Origin of the sequence: Amycolatopsis orientalis DSM 40040 = KCTC 9412, assembly GCF_000478275.1 — a bacterium.
Lineage (GTDB): Bacteria > Actinomycetota > Actinomycetes > Mycobacteriales > Pseudonocardiaceae > Amycolatopsis > Amycolatopsis orientalis.
The window spans coordinates 81,773-94,821 of sequence record NZ_ASJB01000055.1 but is presented as its reverse complement, the minus strand read 5'-3'; the positions used below and the strand labels follow the sequence as shown (position 1 = coordinate 94,821).

The 13,049-nt window shown below is 70.4% G+C and carries 12 protein-coding genes; 2 read left to right on the top strand and 10 right to left on the bottom strand.

Translation table 11 applies throughout. The features are described 5' to 3' along the window. Nucleotides 1-280: 280 nt before the first annotated feature. Genes L324_RS18190 through nadA form a run of 4 tightly spaced genes read right to left on the bottom strand, consistent with a single transcriptional unit; the run spans nt 281 to nt 5,046 of the window. Nucleotides 281-1,450: a S8 family serine peptidase gene (locus L324_RS18190; RefSeq protein WP_037309469.1), complete on the bottom strand. Its 1,170-nt coding sequence runs from the start codon at nt 1,448-1,450 to the stop codon at nt 281-283. A gap of 46 nt (nt 1,451-1,496) precedes the next feature. Beyond that, complete coding sequence (nadC, locus tag L324_RS18185; protein WP_037309466.1) at nt 1,497-2,387, bottom strand: carboxylating nicotinate-nucleotide diphosphorylase; 891 nt, start codon at nt 2,385-2,387, stop codon at nt 1,497-1,499. Then, nucleotides 2,384-4,039: an L-aspartate oxidase gene (locus L324_RS18180; RefSeq protein WP_081736387.1), complete on the bottom strand. Its 1,656-nt coding sequence runs from the start codon at nt 4,037-4,039 to the stop codon at nt 2,384-2,386. The genes nadC and L324_RS18180 overlap by 4 nt, the downstream gene beginning before the upstream one ends. Beyond that, nucleotides 4,036-5,046 carry a quinolinate synthase NadA gene (nadA, locus tag L324_RS18175; protein WP_037309462.1) on the bottom strand — a complete coding sequence of 337 codons (1,011 nt, stop codon included), beginning with the start codon at nt 5,044-5,046 and terminating at the stop codon, nt 4,036-4,038. The genes L324_RS18180 and nadA overlap by 4 nt, the downstream gene beginning before the upstream one ends. Nucleotides 5,047-5,168: 122 nt before the next feature. Here nadA and L324_RS18170 point away from each other — a divergent pair, with 122 nt between their 5' ends. Together L324_RS18170 and L324_RS18165 are read left to right on the top strand one after the other, a co-directional pair. Then, nucleotides 5,169-5,804, top strand: a complete 636-nt coding sequence (locus L324_RS18170) for an NUDIX hydrolase (RefSeq protein ID WP_037309459.1) — start codon at nt 5,169-5,171, stop codon at nt 5,802-5,804. A gap of 40 nt (nt 5,805-5,844) precedes the next feature. Then, nucleotides 5,845-6,561 (top strand): LON peptidase substrate-binding domain-containing protein, encoded by a 717-nt coding sequence (locus L324_RS18165; RefSeq protein ID WP_037309457.1) that lies wholly within the window; start codon nt 5,845-5,847, stop codon nt 6,559-6,561. A gap of 91 nt (nt 6,562-6,652) precedes the next feature. Here the strand turns inward: L324_RS18165 and L324_RS18160 are convergent, their stop codons facing one another. From L324_RS18160 to L324_RS18135, 6 genes are all read right to left on the bottom strand, one after another. Then, nucleotides 6,653-7,714: a M48 family metallopeptidase gene (locus tag L324_RS18160; protein WP_037309455.1), complete on the bottom strand. Its 1,062-nt coding sequence runs from the start codon at nt 7,712-7,714 to the stop codon at nt 6,653-6,655. A gap of 43 nt (nt 7,715-7,757) precedes the next feature. Beyond that, the gene (locus L324_RS18155) at nt 7,758-8,363 is read right to left on the bottom strand and encodes a DUF2567 domain-containing protein (protein WP_037309452.1); all 606 of its coding nucleotides are present in this window, start codon (nt 8,361-8,363) and stop codon (nt 7,758-7,760) included. Nucleotides 8,364-8,520: 157 nt separating this feature from the next. After that, on the bottom strand, nt 8,521-8,724 hold the full coding sequence (gene bsaP / locus L324_RS18150) for a biotin synthase auxiliary protein BsaP (protein WP_037309445.1): 204 nt from the start codon (nt 8,722-8,724) through the stop codon (nt 8,521-8,523). Continuing rightward, entirely contained in the window at nt 8,711-9,727 is a 1,017-nt protein-coding gene (gene bioB, locus L324_RS18145) for a biotin synthase BioB (RefSeq protein ID WP_037309442.1), read from the bottom strand. Before bioB ends, bsaP begins: the two co-directional genes overlap by 14 nt. An 83-nt stretch (nt 9,728-9,810) precedes the next feature. Next, the gene (bioD, locus tag L324_RS18140; protein ID WP_173426381.1) at nt 9,811-10,527 is read right to left on the bottom strand and encodes a dethiobiotin synthase; all 717 of its coding nucleotides are present in this window, start codon (nt 10,525-10,527) and stop codon (nt 9,811-9,813) included. Between the two features lie 174 nt (nt 10,528-10,701). Beyond that, entirely contained in the window at nt 10,702-12,900 is a 2,199-nt protein-coding gene (locus tag L324_RS18135) for a SulP family inorganic anion transporter (protein ID WP_152546898.1), read from the bottom strand. Between the last annotated feature and the right edge of the window lie 149 nt (nt 12,901-13,049).

Here is a 13,049-nt window from a genome sequence, read left to right as displayed (position 1 = left end):
CGGCAGCAGCGGCTTCGGGAGAACGCGCAGTTGGGGGTGTCGGTCACGACAACTTTGCCTTACCCCTCAAATAACCCTCTTTGCCACTCACGACCCCATTCAGGACCGTACAGGCAGGCATCAATCGGACATCGATTGACCGCAACTGTCCCTTGTGGACAGTTGCGAGGCGCTCTGTCTCACCAGGGAGCCATGCCCCGGCGGACCCTCGAAGTACATGATGGCCCCCTTCCTTGCGCCTGGCGCAAGGAAGGGGGCCATCATGTACTGGGGAAAGCCCCTACCGCTCCACGAAACGCGAAGGCCGCCAGCCGCGGCGCTTGCCCCGCCGGACCGCGGCCACCACCACGCCCGCCGCGACGGCCGCGGCCACCCCGGCGAGGGCGAGCACACCGGAAGCCTTGTCCGCGCCACCGCGCGCGGGGGCGGCCGCGGGGACGACGACGGTGTCCGGGCCGACGCTCGGCGGCCCTCCCGGTCCCGGGGTCCCGGCCGGGATGGCGGCGGAAACGGCGGCGTAGGCGTCGATCGAGCCCCAGCCCCGGCGCGGATCGTGCCCGCCGCCCGGGCCGCGGTGCGCGGTCAGGGTCAGCCGGGCGACGACCTGTTCCGGCGAAAGCCCGGGGTGATAAGCGCGCACGAGCGCGGCGACGCCCGCGACATGGGCGGCGGCGAGGCCGGGATCGCTCACCGGCCACCGGTGCGCCACGGTCCCGCCCGCGCCGGCCGAGGTGCTGACCAGTTCGGCGCCGGGTGCGGAAATCCCGAGGTAGGAGCCGGATTCCGCCTGCACCGCCTCACCGGCCTGATTGGTCGACCCGACCGCGAGCACGCCGGGCGTCGCGGTCGGATAGGACGTCTGGCCCTGCTGTGTCCCCGCGGCGGGCGACACGATCAGCGCGCCCTTCTCCCTGGCGCGCGAGACGGCGCCGGACAACGCGGGGCTGTCGGAAGCGGCCGGGACGGCGATCAGGATGATCCCGGCACCGCGGTTGAGCGCCGTCTCGATCGCGGACGCGAGCTGACCGGGATCGCCGCCGCCGTTCGCCTGCGTGTAGCGCAGCGGCAGGAGCTTCACCCCGGGAGCGATCCCGGCGAAGGTGGTGGACGGATCCGGTTGCGCGCCGACGATCCCGGCGGCGATCGTGCCCCGGCCGTCGCAGTCCTCGGCCTCGGTGCCCTGCCCGCCGACGAGCTGGCCGCGGGCGAACTGGCCGTTGCCGCCGTCCACCCCGGTGCCGATCACCGCGACCAGCTGCCCGGTGCCGCGCGAAAGCGGCCAGACCCGTGCGGGATCGATCAGCCGCTGGCCCCACGGAACGGCGGCGGTATAGGTCCCCGTCGGGTTCGCGCACTGCTCGGCGACCGCCGTGGCCGGGACCGGTGCGCCGAGCAGTGCCATGAGACCGGCGCATCCCGCGACGGCACTTTTACCGGCAAAGCCCACCATTCCTCCAGAATTCCCTTGTCACACAAGGAAATTCTACTGCCGAAGGTCAGCGCAGGTCCATCCCGAGGTCGAGGGCGGGCGAGGAGTGGGTCAGCGCGCCGACCGCGAGGAAGTCCACACCGGACTCCGCGTAGGCCCGCGCGACGTCCAGCCGGAGTCCGCCCGAGGATTCCAGCCGGGTCTTCGGCGAGACCTCGTCGCGCCGGTCGACGGCCTTCGCGCATTCGTCCGGCGTGTAATTGTCGAGCAGCACCTCGTCGGCCCCCGCGGCGAGCGCCTCCTCCAGCTGGGTCAGGTCGTCGACCTCGACCTCGCAGTGCAGTTCGGGCGCGTGCGCACGGGCCGCGGCGAGCGCCGCGGTCACCGAACCGGCGGCGACGACGTGGTTGTCCTTGATCAGCACCGCGTCGCCGAGGCCGAGCCGATGGTTCACCCCGCCGCCCGCACGGACCGCGTACTTCTCCAGCAAGCGCAGTCCGGGCAGGGTCTTGCGGGAATCGCGAACCTGACAACCGGTACCGTCCACTTCGGACACCCAAGCCGCGGTCGCGGTGGCGATGCCGGAGAGGTGGCACAGCAGGTTCAGCGCGGTGCGTTCGGCGGTGAGCAGACCGCGCACCGGACCGCGCACCACCAGCGCGGGCTCGCCGGCGGTCAGCCGGTCACCGTCGTCGCGGGCGGCCAGGATCTCCAGGTCCTTGCTGAGGACCAGGTCGAACACCGCGAGCGCCACCGGGATCCCGGCGACCACGCCCGCCGTCCTCGGCGTGAGTTCGGCCAGCGCGTTCGCGGATTCGGGCACGGTGGCGTTCGTCGTCGCGTCGGGCCCGTACCGCAGATCCTCGGTCAAGGCCGTCGTGACGACACGGTGCACATCGAGGACGTCGAGACCGTGATCGGCCAGCGCCTTGGTGACCCACGGGGAGAATTCGCTCATGCCACACCCTCCAAAGCGATCGGATCGGCCAGCACCGGCTGCCCCGACGGGCTGAGCCGGATGAGCTGGCCGCGTTGCCAGACGTTGTCGTCGCGTTCGGGGAAATCGGTCCGCACATGGCAGCCGCGGGACTCCGTCCGGCGCGCGGCCGCCGCGACCAGTGCTTCCGCCACCAGGGTGAGCGCCGCGTCTTCCACGATCCGAGGCGTCCACAAAGGACTTTCGATCACCGAAAGATCCAGCACTGAACCGACGACCGAAAGACCTTCTGCGTCCCGGCCGATCGCGGCGTAGCGGCTCATCGCGCGCTGCAGCGCGTCGCGGTCGGCCACCGGAACCTCCGCCGGAGGCACGAGCACGCCGCGGCGCGGGTCGGCGAGCCTGCCGGTGGCGAGATCCGCCGCGACCGCTTCGGCCGCCCGCCGACCGGCCACCAGGCCTTCGAGCAAACTGTTGGAGGCCAGGCGATTCGCGCCGTGCAGACCGGTCCTCGCGACCTCACCCGCCGCGTAGAGGCCGCGGACACCGGAACGTCCGTCCACAGTGGTCACCACTCCGCCGCAGGCGAAATGCGCCGCGGGCGTGACCGGGATCGGCTCCGTCGCCGGGTCCAGCCCGATCGCCGCACACGCCGCGTGCACCGTCGGGAAGCGTTTGGCGAACCCGGAGATCCCTGTAGCGTCAAGGAAAACGTGGTCGTCGATTCCGCCGGGCGCCTGCACCATCCGGCGGGTGATCGCCGCCGACACGACGTCCCGCGGCGCGAGATCACCGAGCGGATGCACCCCGCGCATGACCGAAGCACCCGTCGCGTCGTGCAGGGTCGCGCCTTCACCGCGCACCGCCTCGGTGACCAGCGGGAGGCGGCCGCGCGCACCGGGTGTGAACAGCACCGTCGGGTGGAACTGGACGAACTCGACGTCCGCGACCTGCGCCCCCGCGCGCAACGCGAGCGCCAGCCCGTCCCCCGTGGCGATCTCCGGATTCGACGTCGCCTGGTAGAGCTGCCCCAGCCCGCCACTGGCCAGCAGCACCGCCGGTGCCCGCACGACACCGGGCACACCGTTGTGGTCCAGGACGGTCACGCCGACGACCTCGCCGGCGGGGGTGCGGATCGCGTCGACGGCGATGTGGTGTTCCAGCACCGGGATCCGCCGGTCGCCGGCCTTCGCGACCAGCGTCCGCTCGACCTCCGCGCCGGTCGCGTCGCCACCGGCGTGGATGACACGGAACGCGCTGTGCCCGCCTTCCCGGGTACGCGCCAGTTCCTCATGGCCTTCGACGGCCGGGTCGAAGCGGGCGCCCTCCGCCCTCAACCTGGCCACCGCGGCCGGGCCGCCGTCGATGATCGAGCGGACGGCGTCCTGGTCGCACAGCCCAGCGCCCGCGGTGACCGTGTCCGCCGCGTGCTTGCCGACCGAGTCGCCCGGCTCGTGCTCACCCTCCAGCACGACCGCGATCCCGCCCTGTGCCCAGCGGGTGTTCCCGTCGGAGACCGCCGCCTTGGTGACGACCAGGACGTGCAGCCCGAGTTCCCGCGCGCGCAGCGCGGCGGTGAGACCGGCGACCCCGCTGCCGATCACCACGAGATCGGCGGCGGCCTCCCACACCGGGTGAGTTTTCGCCTGAAGGGCGGTAACCGGGTCGGTCATTCTCCGCCGCCAGGCTGCCCGATCTCGATCATGCGCTGCACGGAAGCGCGGGCACGGGCGGCGGTCTCGGCGTCGACGTGGACCTCGTCGGCACCCTCACGCAACGACCGCAGCAGGGCGGCGGGCGTGATCATCTTCATGTACCGGCAGGACGCCCGGTCGTTGACCGCGCGGAAGTCGATCTCCGGCGCGGCCTTGCGCAACTGGTGGATCATGCCGATCTCGGTGGCCACGAGCACCGACTTCGCCTTGGTGTCGCGGGCGGCGTGGACCATGTCGCCGGTCGAGAGGATCTTGACCCGCTCGGGGGCGACAGCGCCCTCCCCGGCGAGGTACAGCGCCGACGTCGCGCAGCCGCATTCCGGGTGGATGAACAGGTCGGCGTCCGGGTTCTCCGAAGCCCGCTCGGCCAGCTCGGCACCGTTGATCCCGGCGTGGACGTGGCATTCCCCGGCCCAGATGTGCATGTTCTCGCGGCCGGTCACGCGCTTGACGTGCGCGCCGAGGAACTGGTCCGGCAGGAACAGAACCTCCTGGTCAGCAGGGATGGAGGCGACCACGTCGACGGCGTTCGACGAGGTGCAGCAGATGTCGGTCTCCGCCTTGACCTCGGCGGTGGTGTTCACATAGGACACGACGACCGCGCCGGGGTGCTCGGCCTTCCAGGCGCGCAGCTGCTCGCCGGTGATCGAGTCCGCGAGCGAGCAGCCCGCCCGCGCGTCCGGGATCAGGACCGTCTTCTCCGGCGCCAGGATCTTCGCCGTCTCGGCCATGAAGTGCACGCCGCAGAAGACGATGGTGGACGCGTCGCTGCTCGCCGCGATCCGGCTGAGCGCGAGGGAGTCACCGGTGAAATCGGCGATGTCCTGGATCTCGGGGACCTGGTAGTTGTGCGCGAGCAGGACGGCGTCGCGCTTGCGAGCGAGGCTCCGCACCTCCTCCGCCCAGGCCGCGTCGGCGACGACGCCACCGTAGGGAGTCAGGTCGTTCTGCAGGATGCTCGTCATCGTTCTGGCCCTCCGGACCGATTTGTCCACTGTCGGTTTTCGCCTTATAATCGAAAACCGTGCGAAGTCATCTTAACACCCAGACCCCCCTCGCCCACGAGGTTTTGGGAGCGGTCCTGCAAGTGCGCTCGGACACACTCCGGGTCCTGCTGTGGCGTCGTGCGCTCGATCCGCATCTGGGCCGCTGGTCCCTTCCCGGCGGCAGGCTGCGCCCGGACGAAGATGTCGAGGCGTCGATCCGGCGGCAGCTCGCCGAGAAGGTCGACATCTGCCAGCTGAAGCACGTCGAGCAGCTGGCGGTGTTCAGCGCGCCGGACCGGGTGCCTGGGCCACGCGTTGTGGCGACGGCGTTCCTCGGCCTCGTACCGTCCGATGTGGACCCGGAGATCCCGGAAGACACCGAATGGCACGACGTCTCCGCGTTGCCGCGAACGGCGTTCGACCACGAGTCCATCGTGCTGCGCGCGCGGGACCGGCTTCGTTCGAAGCTCTGCTACACGAATCTCGGGTTCGCGCTCGCCCCGGAAGAGTTCACCGTATCGGCGTTACGGCGGCTGTACTCGGCAGCGCTGGGTTACCGGGTGTCCGCGACGAATCTGCAACGCGTGCTGTCCCGGCGAGGGCTGCTCGTCCCCACCGGGCACACCGCGCCGCCCGGCCGCAGCGGTGGCCGTCCGGCGGCGCTCTTCTCCTTCGCGGGCAAGGGGATGCAGATCACCGACCCGTTCGCGGTGTTCCGCCCGCCCGCCGGGAAGTGACCGTCCTGCGAAGTCCTCGCGGTCCCCGTACCTTGAACGGGTGACCGAGCCGAGCGAGGAGTCCACCGGGAAGGCGATCTTGCCGCTGTTCCCGCTACAGACAGTGCTTCTGCCCGGAACACACCTTCCGTTGCACATCTTCGAACCGCGTTACCGGCAGCTGATGACGGATCTCGTGGGCGACGTCATCCCGGACCGCGAATTCGGTGTCATCGCGCTGCGCACGCCGGTGATCAGGGAGGTCAGCGGGCCCGAGCACGTCCACGAGGTCGGCTGCAGCACGGTGCTGCGCGAGGCAAAACGGCTGCCGGACGGCAGATTCGACGTCGTCACCACCGCGCGGCGCCGGTTCCGCCTGCTCGAACTCGACCGGGTTTCGGCGCCCTACCTGATCGGTTCGGTCGAATGGGTGCCCGACGACCGGGTCTCCACCGTGCCCGGCGAGACCGTGACCAGGCTCGCCGACGTCGCCAAGGCCGCGCACCGGCGCTACTGCGAGTCCGCCTGGCACGCCGACGACTGGACCACGCCGCCGGACGACGGCGACATCGCCGCCCTCGCCTACCGGCTCACCGCGGACTGCCTGCTCCCCTTGGAGGACCGGCAGTACCTGCTCGAGGAGACCAACCCGCTGCGGCGGCTGCGGATCGCGTGCCGCCTGCTGACGCGGGAGGCCGGGTTCCTGAACACCCTCGGCGCGGTGCCGATGCCGCCGGGGGAACTCGGCGAGTTCACCCGCCCTTCGAACCTGAACTGAACCCCTCGAGACTGAACCCCTCAAGCGCCATGAAAGGTCCTTTCCTTGCAAATTTTGCAAGGAAAGGACCTTTCATGGCACGCGCGAGACCCTACTTGCCGGACTCCTGGGCAGGACCTTCGTCGTCCGAACCGTTGCCGCCGCCGAACTTGCTCCACACCTTGCCCGCCGCCCCGGACACCGCCTCGCCGACGTCGCTGAACACCTTCGTCAGCGGGTCGGCCGAGCTGTTCCAGGAGTCCTTGTACGACTTCGCGGCCGACTTCAGGTCGTCGGTCCAGGTGGAGGACGGCGAGTCGGCGTCACGACGCGGATACTCGCCGGCCAGGATCGTCCGGTACTCCTCCGAGGCGGCCCATTTCTGCAGCTGCGCGGCGCGCACGACGGCCAGCGGATGCGACATCGTCTCGACGTAGCGCAGCTTGAGGTAGCTGTCCCGGATGTCGTCGACCGACTCGTACTCCGAGGCCTGCTGCAGGAACGCCGGGATGTCGATCTTCGCCGGGTCGACGCCGCCCGCGACCAGGATCTGCGATCGCAGCGCCGCCGTCGGGTCCTGCGAGCACAGCAGCCCGGCGCGGTCGCAGGACAGCTCGGCCTTGCGGTACCACTCCCGCAGCGCGGCGATGACGACGCGGATGCCGATGGCGCTCACCGGCGTCCACGACATCGACATCTGCAGGCCGATCAGCCGGATCATGATCGTGCGGTACACCGCGTGCCCGGACAGCACGTGCCCCATCTCGTGCCCGATCACGAACCGCAGCGACGCCAGGTCCATCGCCTCGACGGCCGCGGTGTTGAGCACGATGAACGGCTCGTCCATGCCGATCGTCTGCGCGTTGACCTCGGGACTGCGGGCGACGAACAGGTTCGGCACGCGGTCGAGGTCGAGCGTTTCGGCGCATTCGTTGCGCAGCTTGTCCAGTTCCGGGTACTGCTTCGGACCGACCCGGATCGCGGACGCCAGCGCCATGAGCCGCTCGCCGCGTTCGGCGTAGAAACCGGAAACCGCCTTCACGACCTGCGCGAATCCGGGAACCGCGCGCAGGGTGGCCAGCGCGCCGCGGTCGACGGGATGTTCGTAGGCCCGCGGGCTGATGCCGGGGAACCGGACGGCGTTGTGCCGGGAAACCTCGATGTCGTCAGTCAAGAAAAGCCCCCTAGAGAAGTCCCGGCCCACCCTAGAGGAAAACTCAGCCGAGGCGGCGGCCCAGGTCTTCCCGGCCGTTCCACGCGGTCAGCAGCGTGTAGGCCAGCGTGGTCATCAGCGGCGCCGCGAGCATGATCCAGGTCGACTCGATCTGCGGCGCCTTCAGGATGACGTCGCCGACGGCTGGTGCCGCCCCGATCTCGTAGCGGCCGTTGGCGAACGAGACACCCATCGTCGTGCCGAGCCAGCCCGCGAGAGTCGCGCCACCGGTGGCGGCGATCAGCACGACCGGGCCACGGCGTTCCCGCAGGAGCCAGGTCACGATGCCGACCAGCAGCCCGGCGGCGAGGGCGAGGAAGCCGTAGATGGCGAGGTCGTCGAAGCGGTGCCAGCTCTCCAGTTCCAGTGGCGCGAGGCCGCCCTCGGCGTTGATCACCCGCATGCGCTGCGGCGGCGCGAGCCGCGACCACAGCCACGCCAGCGGGAAGCCGAGCAGCCCGGCCGTGGACAGCACGCTGACCGCCGGCAGCAGATCGGCCTTGACGACGACCTTGGGATGCGGGCGGCGCGGCTTCGGCAGCATGGGCACCGACCAGGGGTCGGGCACGCTGGAAGACAGGTGTGCCGGTTTGCCCGACGTCTCGCCCAACCCGGACTCCTCCCTCACGCTGCTTGTGCAGAGCGTAACCAATGACGCCCCCAGCGCACGCAACCCGGCACCGCGTCGCACCCCTCTCTCACGCGTTTCGTCCTCTGGATGCGGTACTTGCGCGTGCAACTACCGCATCAAGAGGACGAAACGCGAGTCAGCCGGAGAGCGAGCCGTGGCGGCTGCACCGCGCGGTCCAGCCGACCGGGGTGATCTGGACGACCATCCGCCGCGCGCAGAACGTGCAGTAGCGCGGCGGTTCGAGCGCCGTTCTCGGGTTGTGGCAGGCGGGATGTTCCGCGCCGCCGTCGGACGGCTGTCCACAGTGGACGCAGAACGCCGGTCGGTCAGAGGACGTCACTGATCGCCTTCACCGGCATCTTCAGCTCTTCGAGCATCTCCAGATCCGCGGTGGCCGGGCGGCCGAGGTTGGTCAGGTAGTTGCCGACGATGATCGCGTTGATGCCGCCGAGCATGCCCTGCTTGGTGCCCAGGTCGCCGAAGGTCAGCTCGCGGCCGCCGGAGAACCGGAGCAGCGGACGCGGCATCGCCAGCCGGAACGCGGCTACGGTGCGCAGCGCGTCCTTGCCCTCGACGACCTCGTAGCCCTCGTACGGCGTCCCCGGCTGCGGGATGAGGAAGTTCATCGTGCACTCGTCCGGGTTCAGCTCGGCCAGCTGCGCGGCGAACTCGGCACGCTGCTCGATGCTCTCCCCCATGCCGATGATGCCGCCGCAGCAGACCTCCATGCCCGCCTCGCGGATCATGCGCAGGGTCTCCCAGCGCTCTTCCCACGTGTGCGTGGTGACGACGTTCGCGAAATGCGAGCGCGCGGTCTCCAGGTTGTGGTTGTAGCGGTGCACGCCCATCTCGACGAGCTCGTCGACCTGCTCCTGGGTGAGCATCCCGAGCGAGCAGGCGATCTGGATGTCGTTGCCGTCCTCGCGGATGGCCTTGATCCCCTCACGCACCTGCGAGAGCAGCCGCTTGTCGGGACCGCGGACCGCGGCGACGATGCAGAACTCGGTCGCGCCGGTCTCGGCGGTCTGCCGGGCGGCCTTGACCAGGCCGGGGATGTCCAGCCACGCCGAACGGACCGGCGTCGGGAACCGGCCGGACTGCGAGCAGAAGTGGCAGTCCTCCGGGCAGCCGCCGGTCTTGAGGCTGATGATGCCCTCGACCTCGACCTCGGGGCCGCACCAGCGCATCCGGACCTCGTGGGCCAGCGCCAGCAGATCGGTCAGGTGCTCGTCGCCGAGCCGCAGCACTTCGAGGATCTGCTCTTCGGCGAGCCCGACGCCACGCTCGAGGACCTGGTCACGCGCCACGGCGAGGATGTCGACGGTCTCCGGGGCTGTGGTCACGGGGCGGCTCCTGTTCGGGTGGGGCGTCAAAGCGAAGACACATCATCGTGCACGACCGGAAGGCTCTCACACAGCGATGAAGGTCACTTCTGGGCGGAGGCGCTGCCGACGAAGCATTCCGGGTCGAACTCCCCACCGAACCACGGCGAGAGACCCGCCCTGGCCCGCGCGGCGAACTCCTCCCGCCCGGCCGTGCCCAGCCCGGCGGGCAGCACACCCAGCAGCGGGGCGCCGGCGGCGACCGGCAGGTCACGCAGGTTCGACACCGCGGCCAGATCCGGTTCGTCGGGCCACGAGCCGATGATCACCCCGGCCACGGTGAGCCCGCGCCTGGTCGCGACCTCGGCGGTGAGCGCGGTCGCGTTGAGCGTGCCCAGCCCCGCCTCGGCCACGATGATGACCAGCGCGCCGAGCGACCACGCGACGTCGGCCAGCGTGGCGCCGTCGGCGTCGAACCGGACCAGCAGGCCGCCCGCGCCCTCGATGAGGGTGAGGTCGTGCTCGCCGTTGAGATCGCTCGCGGCGGCGGCGATCTCGCTCGGGGACAACGTCGGCTGCCCGGACAACCGCGCGGCGGCTTCCGGTGACAGCGGATCCGGGTATCGCCGCAGCTCGCGCGTGGTGACCGGACCGGCGAGGCGCAGGACGTCGGCGAGGTCGCCGGGCTCGTCCGGCCCCACCCCGGTCTGCGCCGGTTTCAGCACGGCGACGCGCTGGCCCTGGCCGGCGGCCAGGGCGGCGATGGCGGCGGTGGAGATCGTCTTGCCGACACCGGTTCCGGTGCCGGTCATGACCAGCATGCTCACGTGAGCTGAATCTAGTGGGTCGGGCTGGAGGGGAGCTGAAGGGGACCATCCCCGCATGCGATCGGGTGAAGGGCCCTTTCGCCTCATGTGATCGGGCGAAGGGCCCTTTCGCCTCATGTGATCAGGTGAAGGGCCCTTTTACCTCATGGCATGCGGGGAAGGCGTCCTTCAGCTCCCGGAAGCGGTCACGGCACCCACCGGGACGAAGGACGGGCTCCCGTCGTCGGTCAGGTAGACCTGGGCCGCCCCGACGTCGAAGTACATCCCGGTCAGGTGCAGTTCGCCGCGCGCCTCCGCTTCGGCGATCAGCGGATAGTGACGCAGGTGGTCCAGCTGCTGGAGCACGTTCTGCAGCGCCAGCCGGTTGACCTCGGACTCCGGCCGCTCGCCGTCGAGGGTCACCGTGACCTTGCGCTTGGCGCTCGGCTCGGCGTGCCGCAGCCAGGAGGCCAGCATCGGCGCGCCGTCGGGGGCACCGGTGGCCAGCGCCTGCATCGCGCCACAACCGGAATGCCCGCAGACCACGATCTCGCGCACCTTCAGCACGCCGACGGCGAACTCCACGGTGGCGCCCATCGACGGGTCGGCCTGGCGCGCGGGCACCAGGTTCCCGATGTTGCGGACGGTGAACAGGTCGCCGGGACCGCTGGTGGTGATCATGTTCGGCACGATCCGGGCGTCACCGCAGGTGATGAACAGGGTGTGCGGCGACTGACCGCCCGCCAGTTTGCTGAGCGCGGGCTGCATGAGCGCGGCGGTGCGCCGCTGGAACTCGGTCGCCCCGCGACGGGTCGGCCCGCCGCGCTGGCCGGGCACCTCGACGTCCTTGGCCTGCCAGTCCGACCAGGGCGCGAGGAACCGGGGCACCGAACGCACCGCGTCCGTCCGGGTCAGGGTGGGATCGCCGGACTTGCCGTTGGCGAACCACGGATGCCCGATCTCGTCGACGACCACCTCGCCGCCTGCCCGTTCGTGCGCCTGCTGCCAGTTCGAAAGGCTTTCGAAAGCGGCGTGGTCGAGGTAGTCGACGACAAGCTCCAAGGTCACCTTCGCGCCGTTGGGCACGGTCGCGAGCACCCGGCTCAGCCTCGGCACCGAAAGGAACGTGAGGACGCCTTCGACGACGACGCGCCACTCGTCACCGTGGCGTTCGGCGTGGATCCCGGACCACACCGTGCGCCGCAGCATGAGCAGGACCGACAGCGCGATGCCGAGCAGCACGCCGGTGAGCAGGTCGAAGACGACGACACCGGCGAGCGTCACCAGGTACAGCCCGAGGTCACCGTGTTTGAGGACCTGGCGCATGTGCCCGGGGTTGACCAGTTTCGCGCCGACGTGGACGAGCAGGCCCGCCAGCGCCGCGAGCGGGATGTTCTGGATCAGCCCGGCGAACGCGGCGACGAAGACCAGGATCCAGAGCCCGTGCAGGATCGCGGACGCGCGGGTGCGGGCCCCGGTGGCGACGTTGGTCGAGCTGCGGACGATCACGCCGGTGACCGGGAGGCCGCCCAGCGCGCCGGAGGTCATGTTCGCGGCGCCCTGGCCGATCAGTTCGCGGTCGAGGTTCGAGCGCGGCCCGGTGTGCATCTTGTCGACCGCGACGGCCGACAGCAGGCTCTCCACGCTCGCGATCAGCGCGATGGTGATGACCGCGATGGCGAACGCGCCCCATCCGGTGTCCGGGAACTCGGGGGCGAAGCGGATGTTGAGCAGGTCACCGGGCAGGTCGACGCGGGGCAGGGTCATCCCGGCGACGACGGACAGCACGGTCGTCACCGCGATGGCGGCCAGGGGGCCGGGGATCTTCCGGACGGACTCGGGCAGCCGCGGCCACAGCAGCAGGATGCCGATGGTGAGCACACCGATCAGCGTGGCGGTGTCGTGATGGCCGACGATCTGCGCGGGCAGCTGGGCGATGTTCTTGAGCGCGGAGCTCTGGGCCGAGCCGCCCAGTACGACGTGGAGCTGGCCGAGGACGATGGTCACGCCGATCCCGGCGAGCATGCCGTGCACGATGGCCGGCGAGATCGCGAGTGCCGCGCGGGCGATGCGGCTCAGCCCGAGCAGGATCTGCAGCGCCCCCGCGGCGACGGTGATCGCGCAGGTGGTCGCCCAGCCGAAGGTCGCGATCGTTTCGGCCATGATCACCGTCAGCCCGGCGGCCGGGCCACTGACCTGAAGCGGGGAGCCGCCGAGCGCGCCGGCGACCACACCGCCCACCACGGCCGCGATCAGCCCGGCGACGATCGGTGCCCCGGAGGCGAGCGCGATCCCGAGTGACAGCGGGACGGCGACGAGGAACACCACCAACGAGGCGGGCAGGTCGTGCCGGAGCACGGCGAGAGGTCGTTTCGAGGACACCAACATGATCACCAGGAAACTGGTGATTTGTCCGCTATGCACCACCTGATCGAGTGAATATCGTCCTACAACTGGGTGGCGTGGCCCACTTTCGGGCTGCTTTGTTACCGGGAGATGTCCCGGGCGTTTCGAACAGCCCCGCCCCGTCCCGGATC